Below are 19,721 nucleotides of genomic sequence, written 5' to 3'. Positions count from 1 at the left end.
CCATGAAACACCCCGTCCTCCGCGTTCTCCACCTGGCCCACCGCTGGCTCGGCATCGGTGCCGGGCTGCTGGTGCTGGGCTGGTTCCTGTCCGGGCTGGTGATGCTCTACATCCCCTTCCCCAAGCTCGACACGGACACCCGCGTGGCCCATCTGGCGCCCCTGCACGCCGAGGCCATCCGGGTGAGCCCGGCCGACGCGGCCCGTGCCTGCCCGGCCAGGCCGAAGGGCGGGCGCATCGCCATGCACGCCGGGCGCCCCGTGTATCACTTTGCCACCCGGGACGGCGCCTGCAGCGTATGGGCCGACACCGGCACGGCGGTAGGCCCGGTCAGCGCCGCGCAGGCGGGCGAGGCCGCCCGGGCGTTTCTGCCCGATGTGCCCCTGGCCGGGCCAGAAACGGTGGACCGGGATCAATGGACGATCTACGCCACCTACAACGCCCATCGCCCCCTCTACCTGTTCCGGGCCGATGATGCTGCCGGCACCGAGCTGTACGTGTCTTCCCGCAGCGGCGAGGTGGTCAATCGCACCACCCGGCTCGAGCGGGTGGCGGGCTGGCTGGGCACCGTGCCCCACTGGCTCTACTTCACCCCGCTACGCGGCGAGGACACCGGCACCTGGCGCCTGCTGGTCCTGTGGCTGCCGCCGGTGGCGCTCCTCACGGTGCTCCTGGGCCTTGCCCTGGGCGTCCAGCGCCTGCGTCTGCGCCGCCGCTACCCCCGCGGGCAGGTCACGCCCTATCGCGGCCTGAAGCGCTGGCACCACCTGCTCGGCCTGGGCGTGGGCGGGCTGGCCCTCACGTGGCTGCTGTCGGGCTGGCTGTCCAACCACCCCTTCGGCCTGCTGGCCTTCAGCGGCCTGCCCCCGGGCAGCGCCGAGCGCCTGGCGGGCGGCCCCTTCACGCCACCGGCCGATGTCGACCTGCTGCGCCGCCAGCTGGCCCTGGCCCCCGATGCCCGCGAGGCCGAGTGGTACCGCTTTGCCGGTCGCAACTACCTGGAAGCGCGCACCCCCGGCGGCAGCCAGCGCATCACCGACACCGCCAGCCCGGCGCAGCCCTTCCCCGTGGACACCCTGGCCGCCGCCGTGGCCGCCATCGAGGGCCGCCCGGTGGCCCACGCCGGGCTGATCCACGAGGCCGACCTGTATCACTACGGCCGGCGCAACCCGGCGGTGCTCCCCGCCGCCCGCATCCGCATGGCCGACAGCCAGGACACCACCTGGTATCTGGACCCGGCCAGCGGCCGCGTACTGGCCCGCATCGACGACGCCAACCGGCTGCATCGCTGGATCTTCAACGGCCTGCACCGGCTCGACTTCCCGCCCCTAGCGAGCCTGCCCGCCCTGCGCGAAGCCCTCATCACCCTGCTGTGCCTTCTCGGCGTCACCCTCACCAGCACCGGCTGTGTGCTCGGCTGGCGACGCCTGCGCCATCGCCGGCTCAACCCTTGATCCCCTAAGGAAACCTCTCCATGCCACAGTTCATCGACCGCCCCCTCGCGGGGGCGCTGGCCCTCCTCATGTCCAGCCTGGGCGCCGCCGCCCACGCCGCGGGCGTTCCGACCCTCCAGGAGGTCACCGTCACCCCCCGTCAACAGGACCTGATCGGCGTCGCCGACTCGGCCACCGAAGGCACCGTCACCGCCGCCCAGCTGCGCAACCGGCCCCTGCTGCGCCCCGCCGAAGCCCTCGAGACCGTGCCCGGCATGATCGTCACCCAGCACTCGGGGGACGGAAAGGCCAACCAGTACTTCCTGCGCGGCTTCAATCTCGACCACGGCAGCGACTTTGCCACCCACGTCATGGGCATGCCGGTCAACATGGCCAGCCACGCCCACGGCCAGGGCTACATGGATCTCAACTTCCTGATGCCCGAGCTGGTGCAGGGCATCGCCTATCGCAAGGGGGTGTATGCGGCCGAGGACGGCGACTTTGCCACCACCGGCTCGGCGCGCATCGACTACCGGCGCCAGCTGGCGCAGCCCTTCGTGGAGTTCGGGCTCGGCCAGAACGGCTACCAGCGCCTGCTGGCCGCCGGCAGCCGGGCACTGGGCGGTGAGGGCGACGGGCGCCAGCTGCTGGTGGCCGCCGAGCTGATGGGCTACGACGGCCCCTGGACCCAGCCCGAAAATCTGCAGCGCCGCAACCTGCTGCTGCGCCTCTCCGACGGCAGCGCCAGCCACGGTTACGCCATCACGGCCATGAGCTACAGCGCCCACTGGACCGCCACCGAGCACGTCCCCGAGCGGGCCATCCGCTCCGGCGAGATCGGCCGCTACGGCGCCCTCTCGCCCCGGGACGGGGGCCGCACCCGACGCAACAGTCTGTCGGCCGAATGGGCCCGCCTTGGCGAGGACAGCGCCACCCGGGCCAGCGCCTACGTCATCGACTACGGCCTCAACCTGTACTCTGCGCCGTCGGGCTACATCAGCGGCCCGCAGGGGGACCAGCACGAGCAGGCCGACAGCCGCGTCGTGTGGGGCGGTGAAGCCCGCCACACCTGGCTCCTGGGCCCGGCCCTGCGGGACACCGAGCTGAGTGTGGGCACCCGCCTGCGCCAGGACCGCATCGGCCGCGTCGGTCTGTTCACCACCGAAGGGCGCGCACGCACCGGCACCGTCCGCGAGGACCGCATCACCGAGACGTCCCTCGCCGCCTACATCGAGGCCCGCACCCAATGGACACCCTGGCTGCGCAGCACCCTCGCCCTGCGCCGGGACGAGATCTCGGCCGACGTCACGGCCCTGGGCGGGCAGTACAACATGGGCAATGGCGGCAGCGTGCGCGGCGGTCAGACGAGCCCCAAGCTGGGCCTCGTGTTCGGCCCCTTCAACCTGGCCGGCAGCACCGAGTTCTATGCCAACTGGGGTCACGGCTTTCACAGCAATGACACCCGCGGCGCCACCAGCCACACCAACCCGGCCGACGGCAGCCCGATCGCCCGTGTCCCCCTGATCGCCCGAGCCCGGGGCGCCGAGCTGGGCGTGCGCGCCGCCCCCCTGCCGGGCTGGAACACCAGCCTGTCGGTATGGCAGATGGCGCTGGCCTCCGAGCTGGTCTTCATCGGCGACGAAGGCATCACCGAGCCCCGCGGCGCCTCCCGCCGCCACGGGCTGGAATGGGCCAACTACATCACGCCGCTGGAGGGGCTGATCATCGACGCCGACCTGGCCCTGTCGAAGGCGCGCTTCACCCACCCGGTGGACGGCGGCGGCGACCACGTGCCCAACGCCATCCCCCTCACCGCGTCCCTGGGCGTCACCGCCGACCGGGACGGCCCCTGGTACGGCGGCCTGCGCCTGCGCTACCTGGGCGCTTACGCCCTCGAGGAGACCGGCACCCACAAGTCCTCCCCCTTCTGGACGGCCAACCTCAAGCTCGGCTACCGCGTTTCAAAGCAGGCACAGCTGAGCCTGGACGTGCTCAACCTGTTCAACCGCCACGCCAACGACATCGAATACTGGGGGGGTGCATGTACACGCAGCGAAGCCCTGGGGGGCAGTTGCAACGGCGGCATCGACGGCCGCCTGATCCATCCGCTGGAGCCGCGCAGCCTGCGCCTGGCCCTGCGTCTGGGTTTCTGAGCGCGCCAGCCCGGCCCTCAGCGGGCCGGCTGCAAGGCGATCACGGCCATGCCGACCAGGGCAATGGCCGCGCCCGCCACATCCCAGCGGGTCAGCGCCACCCCGTCCACATAGCGCAGCCACAACAGCGCCACGGCAATGTACATGCCCCCGTAGGCCGCATAGGTACGCCCCGCGGCCGTCGGGTGCAGGGTGAGCAGCCACGCAAACAGCGCCAGGGCCACCGCGGCCGGCAGCAGCCACAGCACACTCCGCCCCTGCCGCAACACCAGCCAGGGCAGATAGCAGCCGACGATCTCCATCACCGCCGTCAGCGCAAACAAGCCCGCCATCCGCAACGCATCCATGGGCACCCTCCGACGGCAATCTGAGGCCACATCGAGGCAGCCTTCCGCAGACAAGAAAACGGCCCGCACGAAGGGCGAGCCGACTGGACGAAATCCTGGCGGAAGAGGTGAGATTCGAACTCACGGATGGTTTCCCATCGCCGGTTTTCAAGTTTTACGGAGGCTGCTTTTAACTAGCTTTCCGCTGCTTTACTTAGCCTTCCGCACCTTTTCAAAACAACAACTTATCGTCGTTGCATGTTTTGTGTAGCTTGTCATAACTTAGCCTAGGTTGCTAAACATACGCTAAAACAGCGTCTAGGAGAAGGTTTATGCCGAAGCTAACGAAGACTTTCATCAACAAGGTGCAGCCGCCCCCCGAGGGCTACGAGACTCACTGGGACGACTCGCTGAAGGGGTTCGGATTACGGGTCACCGCCGCGGGCAAGCGCGTGTTCATTGCGCAGGGGCGCGTCAGGGGCAAGGCGGTGTGCATCACGATTGGTCCTTATGGGCTATACACCGAAGAACTGGCGCGTAACGGACTGACCGACAGCAGCGGCACAATCATCACGAAAGGCGCGCGCCACATCCTGCAAGCCATGCGTGACGGTATCGACCCGCGCGACGCGAAGAAAGCGGACGAGGCAGCCAAAGTGACATTGCGGCAGGTTGCTGACGCTTACATGGGGCGACCGGGTAAGCTGAAGGACAGCAGCAAGAGCGAGATTGAGCGGCATGTGACCACAACCTTCAAGGCGTGGGAACACAAGCCCATCACTAGCATCACCGAGGACGACTGCCGCAAGCGCTACCGCGAAATGCTAACGAAGGGGCTTCGCGGCAACCGTGAGGGCGGTTCGCCAGGTCAAGCGAATCAGGCGTTCAGCGTATTGCGCGCCCTCATCAACTATGCCGGTCGGCAGTACAAGAAGCAGGATGGCATGCCGCTAGTCCTGCACAACCCTGTCGCAGTGCTGAAAGACGATTGGGCAGAGCTAGACCCGCGCGATTCGAGCATCCCGCTTCCGAAAGTTGGCGCGGTGTGGCACATGCTCACGCAGGCTCGCGCCAACGCCTACAACCGTGATACGTGGTCAAGCATCGACCTCGTGATATTCCTCATGCTGACCGGTGCGCGCAAAGAAGAAGCAGCGGCACTGACATGGGATCGGGTCAATCTTGATGAAGGCTGGTGGCACATACCTGACCCCAAGAATCGCCGCCCTGTCTGGCTGCCGTTATCTGCACAGGCGATTGAACTACTCAAGACCCGCCAGAGGGTAGAGGGCAACCAGCATGTCTTCCCATCATGGGGCAAGAGTGGCCACATCAAAGACCCGCGCGACACCATGAAGAAGGTCAGCGAGACCGCAGGCACGCACTTGTCGCCGCATGACCTGCGTCGCACCTTCGCTGACATTGGATATGCCGAGTGCGGCGTCGATCTCTCCAAGGTCAAGCAACTGCTGAACCATAAGCCTCACGGCGTCACGGAGAAGCACTACCTGAAGACCTCGAAGCTGCAATATCTACTCCCCGAAGTGCAGCGGGTAGCTGATTGGATCGAGCATCAGGGCACGCTCGCGGAGGCAATCTCCAAGGCTGAGAACGTGGTGCCGCTCCGTGCTTGACTTAGGGGCTTGCCCCAAAAATGTCAAAACAATACGTCACGTTGCAAAGGCTGCACAATCTTAGTACAGTAGCAGACAACACACCTCGCCTTTCCGTCACTTCGCGCAATGCGTCGGGACGCGATCAACGAAAAGTGCTGCATGGGCAGACGGCGGGCAACTGGCATCGGTAACGCGATGCGGTTCGCCTACCGACTGCCCTTTTTGCATCTGCACGTCGGTGGGCTTGCTGAGAGGCACTGCCTGTGCAAACCGAAAGCCTGTCCTTCGAGCAGCTTTGCGAGCTGTTCAACTACACCCCGAAGAACCGCCCCCTGAGCAGCCGCGAAGCTGCGGAGATTCTGCACTTCCAGCCCAACACGCTTGAGCAGAAGCGTCTAGCGGGCACTGGTCCCCGCTACTTCCAGCCTAACGGCTGCCGCCGCGTCTATTACTCCGAACGCGACGTTCTTTTCTGGCTCGCCTCCGGCGCACGCACCAGCACCAGCCAACGCCCCGACCATGTTGCACTGACCCGCCCGCCGTGGCTTCCCGCCGAACAGCAAACCTCATAACTGGCGGTCGCCTATTCGCAACCCGAGCAGCGCCGCCGCTTGCGCCCGCGGAACAGCACCGTCGCCTAGCCCAAAACAAGCCAGTCAAGAAAAAGCGGCAGGGGTTCGCCTACGCCCTGCCGCCAAAGGAATTTCACATGGATAGCACCAACAGCGTACCCCCTGCCGCGAAGGTCGGCACGTTTGATCATTTGCAGCCAGCGCTACAGGCCCCGCAGCATGGCCACCCTGGCAACCCCCTTGGCCACCCCCAGCAAACGGCCCCAGCCGGCCCCCTGCCAGCGCAGTGGGCGAACCTGCCCGCAGCACTTCGCGACCGCCGCCAGTGGGTGCTTGCTGGTGCGGACAAAATGCCTCTGACCATTGACGGTCGAGCAGCTAGCTCCACTGATCCAACCACATGGGCGGACTTCGATTCGGTGTGCCGAGCAGCCGAAGCACGAAACCTCCACATTGGCTACGTGCTCACCGAAGATGATCCCTTTACCTGCATCGACATGGACGTAAAGGAGACGACGCCGCAAGAGCACATTCAGCGCTTCCACAAGATTGTTGAGGAGTTCGACAGCTACACCGAGCATTCCCGTAGCGGGAAGGGGTTGCACGTGTGGGTTGAGGGCAAGATCGGCAAGGGGCGACGCCGGGAGGGTGTGGAGGTCTATTCGCAAGAGCGGTACATCATCTGCACCGGCAACGTGGTGAAGGACAAGCCCATTGTTGCCCAGCAAGAGCGCCTTCAAAACATGATTTCCCAGATGCCAGAAACCACTTGCGGCGCGGAGCTTGTTGAAGTCCTGCCCACGGACACCGATGAGGGAGTAATGCAAAGGGCGTGGGAAAGTGGCGAGAAGTTCCAACGGCTATGGCGGGGTGAATGGGAAGAACTTGGGTTCTCGTCCCAATCGGAAGCAGACGCTTCCCTCATGCAAACCCTTGCATTCCATTCCCCCTCGAACGAGCAGTGCAGGCGGTTGTTCCGTATGTCGGCGCTGGGTAAGCGGGAGAAAGCGACGAAGAACGACACGTACCTGAATCGTACCTTGGCGGTGCAGCGGGGGCACGTCACGCGAGACGCAGGAGCGGCCGCGCACGGCAAGCAAATCGCCGATGCTCTGATAGCAACCTGGGAAGCCAAGCGCGCAACCAACGTCTTCCAGCTCCTCACTGACCACGACCTTGGCAAGCTCCCACCCCTGCGCTGGCTTGTGAAGGGCTTCATCCCTGTTGGCGGGGTTGGAGCACTGTTCGGTGCCTCGGGGACGTTCAAGTCATTCCTCGCACTTGACCTGCTGGCACACATTGCCAACGGGGCGCCCTGGTTCGGTCAGCGCGTACGTGCAGCCCCAGTCGTCTATGTCCCATTTGAAGGTCGGGGCGGCATACCGAGGCGAGTTGCTGCGTGGAGGCTGGGCTATGGGAAATTTGGAGCCACATCCACGGGAATTTCCTTCCTGATGGAGCCCCTAAACTTGAGGGATCAGGCAGATCGCGACAAGCTGGTAATGACGCTGAAGTCAAAGATCATCGGGGGAGTCCTGTGCATTGACACGCTGGCTCAGGCAGGTGGCAGCTTTGACGAAAACAGCAGCGAAGGCATGGGAGAGATGATCGCAATCTTCCAAGAGCTGCAGCGACGGCTTGACTGCACCGTGCTGGTTGTTCACCACAGCGGCAAGAGCGAGGGTGCAGGCTTGCGAGGCCATAGCAGCCTTCACGGGGCGCTCGACTTTGTCATTCATGTTTGGAAGAAGGTGGCCAAGGACAAGGACGATGAAGAGGATGGCCCGCTCGACGCCCGCTTCACCATGCGGAAGGTCAAGGACGGTGAGTCCGGTATCGAGTGTCCATTCACCATGGACAAGTTGAACCTTGGAAATGACGAGGACGGCGACCCGATTACTTCGCTGGCAGTAGCTCCCTGGAGAGCACCACACGAGCGGAAGCAGGCGCCCGACGCGGCCGTTCTGGCAGCGGCGGACGACGCGTTTGTCAATAAATGGATAAGGCAGCTTACTAGCGAGGGCCAGCGCCCAACTGGACGCGGCCTAGAAGGTATGCGGGCCGCAGTGAGGGCAGAACACGACATGACACAGAAGAGCCTGCGCGATTCCCTCGCTCGCCTGAAAGACAGGGGGCAATTGATCGAAGAACAGGGAGGTCCATCGGGGTCCAAGTGGCTGCGACCTGTCGATACCTGCACTGCGGAGCATGGCTAGGCCAAAGGTGCGTTGCAACGCCCCTCGGGGGCGTTGGGGGTGCGTTACGGTGCTTTAACGCACCCCCGAACCGCAGGAGCAAGCAGCACCCCCCAAGGGGTGCGTTGCTGCGTTTTTTCCTATAGGGCAACACACCCTTTTTAACGCAGCTTGCCGGCCCTTTGAATTCATGCAAAATGGGTTGCCCATTCACGAAAGGTGCGTTGCCCTTCAGCTCTACCTCATGACCCACACTGTGGTTAAAAATTGCCGCTGCAGGCCCCGCACGGGGGCCGCTGGTATGGTGGGGGCGAGCCGGTAGTGAAAGCGGCCCCAGCCGGCCCCACGCGCCCCGCACGGGTATGCGCAACGGGCTCCCCAGTAGTTACCCCGCAGCAGCTTGCCTGCCACTGAGCCCATTGAACTTGCGCCAGGCATAGAACTCGCAGGCGACATTATTCACGTTCCAACCGTGGTCAGGTGCTGCCGCCTTGGCCTCCTTCACGGTTGCGCCGGGGTGTGCATCCAGCCATGCCCAGACGGCAGCGCACAGTCCGCCCTCCTTCGGTCGCCTGACTCCGTTCTGTTCGACGCGCGACACCTTCGGTGCGACCACCTCGGGCGTCGCTGTGGTCATCTCGGGGGCCGCCGGCGCTTCCAGCGTTTCCCAGCCGAACCTCACCTCGTCGCCGTCTTTATGCACGGTGATGCCGACAAGCTCCGCGGGCACCCCTGCTGCAACACCAGCCCGGCGGGCGTTCTCGCGCTTCGTGTAGGTCTTGGCTTCCATGGTCGCTTCTCCTTGCGTCTGTTGTCGATGGCATAACGCTAGGACGCATCACGGAAGATCGGCAACGACTTTGTGGAAGCGTCGAAAATAAAGGACCGCCGTTTCTGTTAAACGCTGTTCGCAGCTAAAAAATTGCTGCTAGAGCATTGTTTTTTCAGCAATTATCAAAGTGCTTTTCCTGTGGGTGCCGTACCATGCAAGCGTATTTTTAGCCAAATAGCATAAACGCAGGAGAAGATCATGGACATCAGCGGCAAAGTCACCCCCAGCCTCCATCCGGATTACCTCAAGGGTAAGCTCGAAGAGGCCGGGATCATGGATGACACCACCCTTTCCAACACCGCACAGGCCATTACCACGTTCAGCGAAGCCTACGAGGCGCTGCGTGAGATCCACGAGGCCCGCGAAGCTGCGGCGCGCAACCCCGCTTGGACGGAGGCCGCGCAGACCCTCAACGTCGCAGCCTTCGCGGAAAAGAAGCAAGCCTCGGTTCTGCCCAAGTTCGAAGCGGTGCTGAAGAACCTGAACACGATCGCCCGCTCGATCGAGGCTGAACTGTTGAACCCCGTTCAGCAGCAAGCCGGGATCGGCACCCTCAACGAAGAGGTGCGCCGCCACGTCAATGCGATGCCGGACCTTGGCAAACGCATCGCTTTCATCCGGGACGCCATCAAGTCCGGAGACACCCTGACGGCGACTGCGGTGCTGGGTGCCCCGTACTACCTGTCGGGGCTGGGCGCCGATATCCACCAAGAGCTGCTGCGCGGCTTCCACGAGTCGCAGAACCCTCTCGCCGTCAAGCGCCTCACTGCGGCGCGGGTCTGCATCGACCACATCGAAAACAACGCCCCTCTGTTCCTCACCGGGGTGACCAAGGCCGTGGGCGCTGACTGGCGGAAGGTGCAGGAAATGCGCAAGGGCGACAACCAAGCGCGGGCAAAGCTCGGTATGGCAGCCCGGAGCGCTGCTGTAAAACTGATCTAATCAGGAGCACGAAATGGACACTTCAACCGAAAAGAAGAGCGCTCCTTGGACCAAGGGGATGCGTTCTCCCAACCCCGCAGGTCGTCCGAAGGGCATCGTTGATAAGCGCTCGAAGGTCTCACAGGCGCTGCTGGTCGAAGCCAACGAGATCGCACGCGTGGTCATTGACGCTGCGCTGGAAGGTGACATGCAAGCCGCGTCGCTCGTGCTCGCACGGATTGCCCCGACCCTGCGGGCACAGGGTGAGAAGGTGAATTTCTCGTTCGACGCCAAGGCGCCGCTCGCTGAACAGGTGGAGGCGGTGCTGCAAGCCATCGCCGACGGTGAGGTAGCGCCCGACGTGGGCAAGCAGATCATTGAGTCCATCGGCGCCCTTGGCGCGGTGCGGCAGGTCGATGAACTGGAGTCGCGCATCGCGGTACTGGAGGGGCGTCATGGCTAAGCCGTTCACCGAACTGGAACATCACCCTTGGTCTATGGTTCTGGTCTATGGCGGACCAAGGGTGAAGTTCCCCGATGCCTTCCCCTCTCCAGCTTTGATTCCAGACCACTACCCAGAACTGACACTGGAACAACTGCTCGCCAAGTTCGCTCATGTACAGCGATTGAACGGGCATGGTTGGACCAATGAAGAGGATTTCAAGCTCAACATCAGCATCTACAGGAAGTACCGGGAGCGAGGTGTCTCATTGGCTGCCGCCTGGGAAGTGATGTTCAACGCCAGCGTGAAGGTTCAGTTTCTCGCGGGGGCATCCCTACCGGAGGATGAGCATGATTAAGCCGTTCACCATCGAGGCGGTACGCCAACAGGCGCGCGAGCGACGCATGAAGGTCTTGCCCGCACCCAAGGGCTCAGTGGCGGTGCATGTGCGCTTCGGGCCGCATGCCTGCGTGGTCAATCGAGGCACCCTGCGCCAGAGCATGGCGGAAGCTCGCAGGGTGGCGGACAAGTGGATCGCACAATGGGATGCCGACAACCCTGCTCCGCATCTCTTTCCTCAAGCCGTGCTGCGCCCCCTTACTGCAAGCCAGGAACGGACGTTCCGCAACAATGGAGCCGTCCTCAACGACGGCGAACTTGAGGCGGACTGCGCGCTGATAGCGCAGACCTGCTTTCAGGTGATCCGTGACAGCGACGATTCCACCGCGCGCGTGCAAGCGGCTCAGCTACTGCTGTCCCTGGGGCGCCACTACCAGCCAATTGAGTCAGCGCAGGTGCATTGATGCGGGCAAGGGTCAGTCAGGCGACACTGAAGCGCGTGGCTCAACTGGAGCAAGTCCGCTCCACGACGCGCACCGTGGGTAACTGGCCGCCGATCATCTATGACTTGGATGAATGGGAGCGCATCGCAGTGGAGCATCAGACGCGCTTGGTAGCTGCCGCTGCGGAGGCGCCACCCGAACCGCCTTGTGTGTGTGCCGTGCCACAGGAAACCGTCGCACGTTAATCAAACGGGACCAGTAGCGGGGGGGGTGACCTTCCTAACACCCCCGATGCTGCCTTCAACGGGTGCCACTGGCACCCGTTGTCGTGACTAGGGCGCCGAGGCGCTCCCATGCCTCCCGAAACTCATCACAATCATAGGCGGGCGGATTTAGCCAGAACGCCCCGCCATTCGCATCCTGCGAAGCAAGCCTCCGAACATCCTGGAGCGTCATCACAAAACACGTCGGATGGTCGGAATGGGTATTGATCGTGATGATCCACCATGCGGAACGAAGAGTCTCGAGAGACTTACCCAGCGGGACGGCATTGCGCTTGCTCAACGCCTTCGACTGAACGCCAAAGAACACCGTCTCGTCCGCGTCCGTCACTATCAAGTCTGATCCACGTGCATTACGGATCGTCGGCAGCACATGCCACCCCCGGCGTGCGAGCTGCCAAGCCGCATAGTTCAGCCCAGCGTTCCCCGTCATCGAGTTGCGGTAAGCATGCCCGCCAGTGGCGCTTGAAGCTTGGGTTTCCTGTTTCATAGTCCGGAGACGTGCCTATAGGCCGTGGACTATAGGCCTCACGAAAACCACGATCAACCCCATGAAAACCGCAGGGGACATTGGGCTGATCTTTGGAGAGGTTCTACGACGGCATCGCTCGGAGAAGAATATCTCTCAGGAAGAACTCGCCCACCGTGCGGATGTGGATAGGACGTTTGTCTCCCGCCTTGAGCGTGGCATCAGGCAGCCGACCATCACGACGCTGATCGGGCTTGGACAAGCCCTAGGCACCCCGGCAGCTGACTTGGTTCGGGAAACAGAAGAAGAGTACCAGCGCCAACGTTAGGCACTAGGGGCCGGCACAGGCCGCGATCACCACAGGGTTGCCGCTAGGGTACTGGCGGCACCGTTGCGGGGCGTGTAGCGGCCCACGTGCCACCGGCGTCAGACCTTGATCGGACCGAACATCCCTGTGTGAATCAAAGCGTTCCAGATCTTCTTGATCGCTTGCCCCGTCTCTTGGTTCACAAACAGTGACGACCGACTCCCGTAGGGCGAGCCAAGAAAATACTCCCTCATCGACTCCCAGGTTTCAGCCACATCAGACCACCTCCAGCAAGGAAGCTCGCTCTCAAGGAGTAGCGGCAACGCAACTGCCAGTGGGATTGTTCCGTCCCTCAAGAGGGGCTCATGCCATTTGCACTTGACTAGGATGGGGGTTGCCAACGGGTGGTACAGCGGGACGTCCAGCCGTTCGGCTGTAATCGTGGCTGCGTGGTGGAGGGGTAGCGCCTCAACGGAGTCGATGACTTTTTGCCCTCCGTTATAGGGACAGGTGATAAAGCCATTCACGAAACACCTAGTGTGATCGAGACCTTCATACCCATTCTTGCTGCCTGGCAGCGTTTCCGGGTAACGACTTTCGTGGTTACTGACCAGCGGATGCCATGATGGGTATGTGTCAATCGCAGGGCCGAGCTCGTACAGGATGTCCAAGACAGCCTCTTTGGCGCGTGCTCGCTGAGACTCAGTCGCATCCTTCGGCTTGGGGACGAGATAGTTGAGAACTCGTTCGTTTCCGATCCGTTCCGCTTCGTCTGCTCTGAATGCCATGTTGTACTCCACAAGGTAGTGTCCTTGCACGATACATCACCATTACGCACAAAACAATAGCTTCATGCGCAAACAAGGCACTCCATGCACAAAAACATCAAGCTACGGAACTGAGGAATGAGACAAAGAAAAGCCCCGAAACCTTCCGGCTCGGGGCTTTCGTTTGGCGGAAGCTCAGGGATTCGAACCCTGGAACCCTTGCGGGTTGCCGGTTTTCAAGACCGGTGCAATCGACCACTCTGCCAAGCTTCCAAAACTTTGAGGTGCTAAGAATCTGCTAAACGGCAACAAAACAGCCGCCAGGATATTCGCGCTAACACGTTGTTTTTACTGCTATTTTCGCCTATCGCGTACCGTACGAACGTAAGTTTTCAAGACCGGTGCAATCGACCACTCTGCCACTCTTCCCGAGGGCGCGAATTCTAGCACGAGCCCGGCGCAGGCCAAATGCCGCGCTGGCCACGCGGTTGAAACTTCTCGGGTGCTCCGCTACTCTCAGGCAGTGCAGGCTAAGCTGCTTTTCATTTCTGGAGGAATTTCATGCAACTCGACACTTACGGTCAGCAAACGCAGGTACTGTCGCAAGGCGCCAACCGCGTGCTGCGCAATACCTACATGCTGCTCGCACTCACGATGGTGCCGACCGTTGCCGGCGCGCTGCTCGGCGTGCAGATGCAGTTCTCGTTCATGGCCGGCAGCCCGTTCATCGCCTTCATGTTGTTCATGGGCATCTCGTTTGCCTTTTTCTACGGCATCGAGCGCAACAAGAACAACGGTCTGGGCGTGGCCCTGCTGCTGGGCTTCACCTTCTTCATGGGCCTGATGCTGTCGCGCATCCTGCAGGTCGCCCTGGGTTTCTCCAATGGCGGCTCGATGATCGCCATGGCCGCAGGGGGTACGGGTGCCGTGTTCGCCACCATGGCGAGCATCGCCAGTGTGTCCAAGCGCGATTTCACCAACATGGGCAAGTTCCTGATGGTCGGCCTGGTGGTGATCCTGCTGGCTGGCGTGGCCAACATCTTCCTGCAGATGCCGGTGCTGCACCTGGTGATCTCCGCCGCGGTGGTGATGCTGTTCTCGGGCTACCTGCTGTACGACATCAGCAACGTGGTGCGGGGCGGTGAAACCAACTACGTGACGGCCACCCTGGCGGTCTACCTGGATGTCTACAACATCTTCGTCGGCCTGCTCAATCTGGTGATGGCCTTCGGCGGCGGCGATCGCGACTGATCGCTCCCCGCAGCAGCAAAAAAGGCGACCTTCGGGTCGCCTTTTTCATGTCTGCGGCGCGCGCCTCAATCCCGTTCGAACAAGGCGATGGATTCCACGTGGGAGGTCTGCGGGAACATGTTGGCGATGCCCGCGCCCTTCAGACGATAGCCCTTCTCATGAATGAGCACGGCGGCATCCCGGGCCAGGGTGGCCGGATTGCAGGACACGTAGACGATGCGCCGCGGCGCCGACGGGCCAAGGGCCTTGACCACGGCGACTGCGCCCTCCCGCGGGGGGTCGATGAGCATCTTGTCCAGGTGGCCGAGGGCGGCAATGCTGTCCTCGGTGGCCTCGAACAGGTTGGCGGCGTAGAACTCGCTGCGCGCCTCCAGCCCGTTGGCGCGGGCATTCTCACCCGCCCGCCGCACCAGTGCATCACTCCCCTCCACGCCCACCACCCGAGCCCCGAGCTTGGCAATGGGCAGGCTGAAATTGCCCAGCCCGCAGAACAGGTCGGCAATGCGCTCACCCGGCCTGGGGTCCAGCAGCTGCATCGCACGGCGCATCAGCAGGCGGTTGATGCCCATGTTGACCTGGGTGAAGTCGGTAGGCCGGAAGGCCATCGACACGCCGAACTCGGGCAGGGTGTAAGCCAGCCCTGGCGCTTCGGCCGGAAACAGGCGGCGTGCCGAATCCGGGCCGCTCAACTGGCCCCACACCTGCACGCCCTCGTCCCGGGCAAAGGCGGCCAGGCAGGCTTCGTCGGCCGCCGTGAAGGCTTGAAGGTGGCGCAACACCACCACCGTGATGCCCTCACCGACGGCGATCTCGATCTGCGGCAGACGGTCGGGGGCCGACAGGCCGGCGACCAGGGCGCGCAGGCGCGGCACCATCGCCGAGACATGCGGCGGGAGGATGGCGCACTCGTCCATGGGCGCCACGTAGCTGCTGCGCCGCTCATGGAAGCCGATCAGCATGCCCCCCTTGCTCGGCACCATGCGCACGGTCAGGCGGGCCCGGTAGCGGTAGCCCCAGGCCGGGCCGACGATGGGCGGATAGAGCTCCCCGGCACGGGCCCGGGCGAGGTGCCACAGGGCGTCTTCCAGCACCCGCTGCTTGGCTGCCACCTGGGCGGTGGCCTCCAGGTGCTGCATGCTGCAACCGCCGCACACACCAAAATGCGGGCATGGCGGCGTGATGCGCTGGGAGCACGGTTCAATAATCCGCTCCACATCGGCCACCTCGAAGCGGGGCTTGATCCGATGGGACACAAAGCTCACCCGCTCGCCGGGCAGGGCACCATCGATGAAGATGGTCTTCCCGTCCACGTGGCTCACGCCACGACCATCATGGTCCAGGGATTCGATGACGGCTTCGCGGGCTGGCGTGGTGCTCATGGGAATGGCGGGCGTACGGCGAGGAAAAGGGCGCCATTTTATCCCCCGTCAGGGTCTTGGCAAGGTGAGACGCTATAATGGAAGCCATGACAAACACTCTTCTGGGCGGCCTGACGGCAGAGGAATTCCTCGCCGAATACTGGCAAAAAAAACCGCTGCTTATCCGCCAGGCAGTCCCCGGCTTCACCGGCGTTGCAAGCAAGGCAGAGCTTTTCGAGCTGGCCCGTGACGCCGACGTGGAATCGCGCTACGTCACCCACAACAACAGCAACTGGCAGGTCATCCGCGGCCCCCAGAAGGCTGCCGATCTCAAGCGCAAGACCCAGCCCTGGACCGTCCTGATCCAGGGCCTCAACCTGTTCTGCCCCGATGGCGACGCCCTGCTGCACCGCTTCGACTTCATCCCCCAGGCCCGCCTGGACGACCTGATGGTCAGCTACGCCGTGGATGGCGGCGGCGTCGGCCCCCATTTCGACAACTACGATGTCTTCCTGCTGCAGGGTATCGGCCAGCGTCGCTGGCAGATCAGCAACCAGGATGACCGGAGCCTGATCGAAGATGCGCCGCTCAAGATCCTCCAGGATTTCCGCCCCGTCTACGACTGGGTGCTGGAGCCCGGCGACATGCTTTACCTGCCGCCCCACTGGGCCCACAACGGCATCGCCATCGGCGAATGCACCACCTACTCCATCGGTTTCCGCTCCCCGACCACCCAGGAGCTCGCCCAGCAATTCCTGATCCACCTCCAGGACACCATCCAGCTCGACGGGATCTACGCCGATCCGGACCTCAAACGCCAGGCCCACTCGGCGGAAATCGGCGATCTGATGATCGACCGGGTGGCCGACAGCCTGTCCCGCATCACCTGGACGCGGGAAGATGTCCGCAGCTTCCTGGGCGCTTATCTGACCGAACCCAAGGCGCACGTTTACTTCGACTGCCCCGACGAACCCCTCGAGCATGACGACTTTGTCGACGCCAGCCAGAACCAGGGTTACAGCCTTGACGCCTGCACCCTGCTGCTGTTTTCCGGCGGCCAGTTTTTCATCAATGGCGAAGCCGTGGCGATTGCGGACGAAGACAAGGCAATCATCGAGCAGCTCGCCGACCATCGCCGCATCGAGAGCCTCTCCGGCCTGTCCGAAGAAACAATTGCCCTTCTTTACGACTGGTACTGCTGTGGCTTCGCACGCCCATCAGGATCATTGATGCCATAGTGGCCCAGGCCCCGCGGGGGGCTTGACAACAGGGGCAGATCGTTGCGGCGTCGCAACAATGTCTTTATTCAAGCACTTCCTCCGTGTTAGCATACACATCACATCAGGTCCCCCACCTGATTGCTCCTCAAATTAGGTCGCTGTACTTCATTTATCGATAAGGGAAACCAACAATGAAACAATCTCTCCTGGTTGCTGCTCTCGTTGCACTCGCTGTCTCCGCCTGCGGCAAGAAGGAAGAGCCGAAGCCCGTTGAAGCTCCGGCCCCCGCTGCTGCTCCCGCCGCCGAAGCCAAGCCCGCTGAAGCTGCTCCCGCCGCCGCCCCGGCTGCTGATGCCAAGCCCGCTGAAGGCGCTGCCGCTCCCGCCGATGCCAAGCCGGCTGACGCCGCTGCCGCTCCCGCTGCTGCCCCGGCTGGTTCCACCGCCGAGAACGCTGCTGCTGCCGCTGCCGCCACTCCCGAAAAGAAGTAATTCTTTTCCCGGTGAAGAAAAGCCAGCCCACGGGCTGGCTTTTTTACGTCTGTACGGATCGCACGCGCATCGCAGGCTGAAAACAAAAACGCCGGACTTGCCGGCGTTTTTGTCGAGGCTGGAGAGGCGTGTTTACTTGAGTTGCTGGAACAGCAGCCCCATGATCTTGCGCGCCGACTCCGAGGTGTCGGTACCGCCTTCGCGGGTCAGCACCTGGACGGTGGAAGCGGAGTCCGCCCCCTTCACATACACCCGGTACTGGCTGCCCGAGGCCACCGGCGCCTTGTTGCTGCGCCAGAAGGCCAGCTTCGACAGGATGCCTTCGTCGTCGCCCTTCTTCTTGTCGGTCTCCGGATCCACGTAACGCACGTAGTACAGACCCTGGGAGCGGTCACGGTCCTCCACGGTGAAGCCCACCCGATCCAGGGCCAGTCCGACCCGTCTCCAGGCGCGGTCAAAGCCCTCCTCGACCTGCAGTACCGCAGCACCGCCCGAGGCGTTCTGGAGCTTGGCCTTCTCAACCTGGGGCACCGCTGCGATCTGCGCCTTGGCGCGGGTTTCGTCGGCACCGAGGCGGATCATCAGGCGCTGCAGGAACTCGGCCTCAAGCTCGGGATCGGCCTGCCGCGGTTGCCAGATGGTCCGATCCTTGGCTTCGTTCGGGTAGATTTCCATCATGCCCCGATGGCTGATGAAGATCTCCACATAACCCGATTCGCCGGCACTTTCGAGACGGGTGCGGAACTTGTCCCGCTCGGGCGTCGAGTACAGGCCATCGATGACCTTGCCGATGGTGTTGCGGATGATGCCGTTGTCGATCTTGGCCCGGTTCTCGGCCCAATCGGTTTCCATCACACCGATCTCGGGACGATCCACGTTCAGGATGAAACCGTTTTCCTGCCAGAACTCGCGCACCTGGGGCCACAGCTTGTCGGCAGTGCCCGGAACGACCAGCCAGCGCTGGCTGCCCGAACGCTCGACGCGCATCTTGTCGATGGACTGGGGCGCAACCCGGGTGACCGCCGGCGCGGCTCCGGTGGTGGCCTGCCCGCTGCGCTCAGCGTTGTAGGCAGAGAAGGTGGCGGTACCCTTGGGATTGATGTCCGGCACCGCGTAGCGGTCATCGGCGGTGGGCGCCGTGAGGTCGGGGGGGATCTCAAGGGTAGACCGGGTGGGCGCAACGGCCGCACTCTTGTAATCGATCTTTTTCGATTCCAGCAAGGAACCGGAGCAACCGCTCAGGACGATCGTCGCAACGACGACCGCCGAACCGGAAGCCAGCTTTCGGCTTTGCATGCGTAACCCTCGGGGTGGGAAAGACAGACTCAAACTTCGACGCCGGCCTGACGCATGGCATCACGCACACGCTCATGGCAGGACTCGGACAGACGGGTCAGCGGAAGACGGATGCCCTTGCCGACAAAGCCCATCTGCTCGACAGCCCACTTCACGGGGATGGGGTTGGCTTCGCAGAACAGGTGACGGTGCAGCCCGACCATGCGGGCGTTCAGGTCACGGGCACGCACGCCATCACCGGCAGCGGCGGCGACGCACATCTCGTGCATCAGGCGCGGCGCCACGTTGGCCGTGACCGAGATGGTGCCGTGGCCGCCCAGCATGATGAAGGCCATGGCGGTCATGTCATCACCGGTGTACAGGGCGAAATCCTTGGGCGCCCGGGCGATCAGGTCACAGGCCCGGTCGATGTTGCCGGTGGCGTCCTTGATGCCGATGATGTTGGGCACCTCGGCCAGGCGCAGGGCGGTGTCGTTGGACAGATCGGCAACCGTGCGGCCGGGCACGTTGTACAGGATCATCGGCAGCGGGCTCGCCTCGGCGATCGTGCGGAAATGCTGGTACAGGCCTTCCTGGGTCGGACGGTTGTAATAGGGCACCACGGACAGCCCGGCGACAGCACCGGCCTTGCGGGAGAACTCGGTCAGCTCGATGGCTTCGCGGGTGGAGTTCGCGCCCGTGCCGGCGATGATGGGGATCCGCCCCGCCGCGTGCTCGACGGCAACGCGGATGAGTTCGCAGTGTTCTTCGACGTTGACCGTGGGCGACTCACCGGTGGTGCCGACAACGACAATACCGTCGGTGCCTTCCTTGACGTGGAAGTCGATGAGGCTGCGCAAACGGGGAAGATCCAGGCTGCCATCCTCGTGCATCGGGGTAACGATGGCGACAATCGAACCGGTAATCATGGGATATCGGGGAGAGAGGGAAAGTTGAGTATTGTACCCAATCACTTCGGGAAGGCTAGACGGGCGCAAACCCGTGTTACGAAAACAGGGCCGGCCGCTGC

Annotated in this window: 20 protein-coding genes and 1 tRNA gene; 13 read left to right on the top strand and 8 right to left on the bottom strand. The window is 63.3% G+C overall.

The annotated features are described in order from the left end of the window. The first annotated feature begins 2 nt into the window (after window positions 1-2). Together L6Q67_RS08545 and L6Q67_RS08540 are read left to right on the top strand one after the other, a co-directional pair. Window positions 3-1,454 carry a hypothetical protein gene (locus L6Q67_RS08545; RefSeq protein WP_296568075.1) on the top strand — a complete coding sequence of 484 codons (1,452 nt, stop codon included), beginning with the start codon at window positions 3-5 and terminating at the stop codon, window positions 1,452-1,454. Between the two features lie 20 nt (window positions 1,455-1,474). Next, window positions 1,475-3,586, top strand: a complete 2,112-nt coding sequence (locus L6Q67_RS08540) for a TonB-dependent receptor (protein WP_296568073.1) — start codon at window positions 1,475-1,477, stop codon at window positions 3,584-3,586. Window positions 3,587-3,603: 17 nt separating this feature from the next. Here the strand turns inward: L6Q67_RS08540 and L6Q67_RS08535 are convergent, their stop codons facing one another. Beyond that, a complete protein-coding gene (locus tag L6Q67_RS08535; protein ID WP_296568071.1) occupies window positions 3,604-3,933 on the bottom strand; it encodes a YnfA family protein in 330 nt (109 codons plus the stop codon). A gap of 311 nt (window positions 3,934-4,244) precedes the next feature. Here L6Q67_RS08535 and L6Q67_RS08530 point away from each other — a divergent pair, with 311 nt between their 5' ends. From L6Q67_RS08530 to L6Q67_RS08520, 3 genes are all read left to right on the top strand, one after another. After that, complete coding sequence (locus L6Q67_RS08530) at window positions 4,245-5,546, top strand: site-specific integrase (protein ID WP_296568069.1); 1,302 nt, start codon at window positions 4,245-4,247, stop codon at window positions 5,544-5,546. A 245-nt stretch (window positions 5,547-5,791) separates the two neighbouring features. Continuing rightward, complete coding sequence (locus L6Q67_RS08525; protein WP_296568067.1) at window positions 5,792-6,100, top strand: hypothetical protein; 309 nt, start codon at window positions 5,792-5,794, stop codon at window positions 6,098-6,100. Window positions 6,101-6,237: 137 nt separating this feature from the next. Next, a complete protein-coding gene (locus L6Q67_RS08520) occupies window positions 6,238-8,316 on the top strand; it encodes an AAA family ATPase (protein ID WP_296568064.1) in 2,079 nt (692 codons plus the stop codon). A gap of 364 nt (window positions 8,317-8,680) precedes the next feature. Here L6Q67_RS08520 and L6Q67_RS08515 read toward each other — a convergent pair whose 3' ends face one another. After that, the gene (locus L6Q67_RS08515) at window positions 8,681-9,085 is read right to left on the bottom strand and encodes a hypothetical protein (protein ID WP_296568063.1); all 405 of its coding nucleotides are present in this window, start codon (window positions 9,083-9,085) and stop codon (window positions 8,681-8,683) included. Between the two features lie 240 nt (window positions 9,086-9,325). Between L6Q67_RS08515 and L6Q67_RS08510 the strand changes: the two genes are divergently transcribed. The 4 genes from L6Q67_RS08510 to L6Q67_RS08495 are packed head-to-tail and all read left to right on the top strand — an operon-like array spanning window position 9,326 to window position 11,293. Continuing rightward, complete coding sequence (locus tag L6Q67_RS08510; protein WP_296568059.1) at window positions 9,326-10,069, top strand: hypothetical protein; 744 nt, start codon at window positions 9,326-9,328, stop codon at window positions 10,067-10,069. Between the two features lie 13 nt (window positions 10,070-10,082). Next, window positions 10,083-10,511: a DUF5681 domain-containing protein gene (locus L6Q67_RS08505; RefSeq protein ID WP_296568057.1), complete on the top strand. Its 429-nt coding sequence runs from the start codon at window positions 10,083-10,085 to the stop codon at window positions 10,509-10,511. Beyond that, window positions 10,504-10,848, top strand: a complete 345-nt coding sequence (locus tag L6Q67_RS08500) for a hypothetical protein (RefSeq protein WP_296568054.1) — start codon at window positions 10,504-10,506, stop codon at window positions 10,846-10,848. Before L6Q67_RS08505 ends, L6Q67_RS08500 begins: the two co-directional genes overlap by 8 nt. Beyond that, window positions 10,841-11,293, top strand: coding sequence for a hypothetical protein (locus L6Q67_RS08495; protein WP_296568052.1), 453 nt, complete (start codon window positions 10,841-10,843; stop codon window positions 11,291-11,293). The genes L6Q67_RS08500 and L6Q67_RS08495 overlap by 8 nt, the downstream gene beginning before the upstream one ends. 279 nt (window positions 11,294-11,572) lie before the next feature. On the opposite strand, the gene L6Q67_RS08490 is transcribed toward L6Q67_RS08495, so the two are convergent. Further along, window positions 11,573-12,043 carry a hypothetical protein gene (locus L6Q67_RS08490; RefSeq protein ID WP_296568050.1) on the bottom strand — a complete coding sequence of 157 codons (471 nt, stop codon included), beginning with the start codon at window positions 12,041-12,043 and terminating at the stop codon, window positions 11,573-11,575. A gap of 61 nt (window positions 12,044-12,104) precedes the next feature. Here L6Q67_RS08490 and L6Q67_RS08485 point away from each other — a divergent pair, with 61 nt between their 5' ends. After that, complete coding sequence (locus L6Q67_RS08485; protein ID WP_296568048.1) at window positions 12,105-12,350, top strand: helix-turn-helix transcriptional regulator; 246 nt, start codon at window positions 12,105-12,107, stop codon at window positions 12,348-12,350. Between the two features lie 98 nt (window positions 12,351-12,448). Here the strand turns inward: L6Q67_RS08485 and L6Q67_RS08480 are convergent, their stop codons facing one another. Then, entirely contained in the window at window positions 12,449-13,147 is a 699-nt protein-coding gene (locus L6Q67_RS08480; RefSeq protein WP_296568046.1) for a hypothetical protein, read from the bottom strand. A gap of 134 nt (window positions 13,148-13,281) precedes the next feature. Continuing rightward, window positions 13,282-13,369 (bottom strand) — tRNA-Ser (locus tag L6Q67_RS08475). Window positions 13,370-13,657: 288 nt separating this feature from the next. Here L6Q67_RS08475 and L6Q67_RS08470 point away from each other — a divergent pair. After that, window positions 13,658-14,347 (top strand): Bax inhibitor-1/YccA family protein, encoded by a 690-nt coding sequence (locus tag L6Q67_RS08470; protein WP_296568044.1) that lies wholly within the window; start codon window positions 13,658-13,660, stop codon window positions 14,345-14,347. Between the two features lie 65 nt (window positions 14,348-14,412). Here L6Q67_RS08470 and rlmD read toward each other — a convergent pair whose 3' ends face one another. Further along, a complete protein-coding gene (gene rlmD, locus L6Q67_RS08465; protein WP_296568042.1) occupies window positions 14,413-15,726 on the bottom strand; it encodes a 23S rRNA (uracil(1939)-C(5))-methyltransferase RlmD in 1,314 nt (437 codons plus the stop codon). 86 nt (window positions 15,727-15,812) lie between these two features. On the opposite strand from rlmD, the gene L6Q67_RS08460 reads away from it, so the two are divergent. Continuing rightward, window positions 15,813-16,943 (top strand): cupin domain-containing protein, encoded by a 1,131-nt coding sequence (locus L6Q67_RS08460; protein WP_296568040.1) that lies wholly within the window; start codon window positions 15,813-15,815, stop codon window positions 16,941-16,943. A 173-nt stretch (window positions 16,944-17,116) separates the two neighbouring features. Further along, entirely contained in the window at window positions 17,117-17,416 is a 300-nt protein-coding gene (locus L6Q67_RS08455) for a hypothetical protein (protein ID WP_296568038.1), read from the top strand. 132 nt (window positions 17,417-17,548) lie between these two features. Here the strand turns inward: L6Q67_RS08455 and bamC are convergent, their stop codons facing one another. Both bamC and dapA read right to left on the bottom strand, forming a co-directional pair. Then, a complete protein-coding gene (gene bamC / locus L6Q67_RS08450; protein WP_296568036.1) occupies window positions 17,549-18,712 on the bottom strand; it encodes an outer membrane protein assembly factor BamC in 1,164 nt (387 codons plus the stop codon). A 29-nt stretch (window positions 18,713-18,741) separates the two neighbouring features. Continuing rightward, on the bottom strand, window positions 18,742-19,620 hold the full coding sequence (gene dapA, locus L6Q67_RS08445) for a 4-hydroxy-tetrahydrodipicolinate synthase (RefSeq protein WP_296568034.1): 879 nt from the start codon (window positions 19,618-19,620) through the stop codon (window positions 18,742-18,744). Between the last annotated feature and the right edge of the window lie 101 nt (window positions 19,621-19,721).

This window comes from Zoogloea sp. (assembly GCF_023150065.1).
Lineage (GTDB): Bacteria > Pseudomonadota > Gammaproteobacteria > Burkholderiales > Rhodocyclaceae > Zoogloea.
This window is presented reverse-complemented; position numbering and strand designations above follow the sequence as displayed.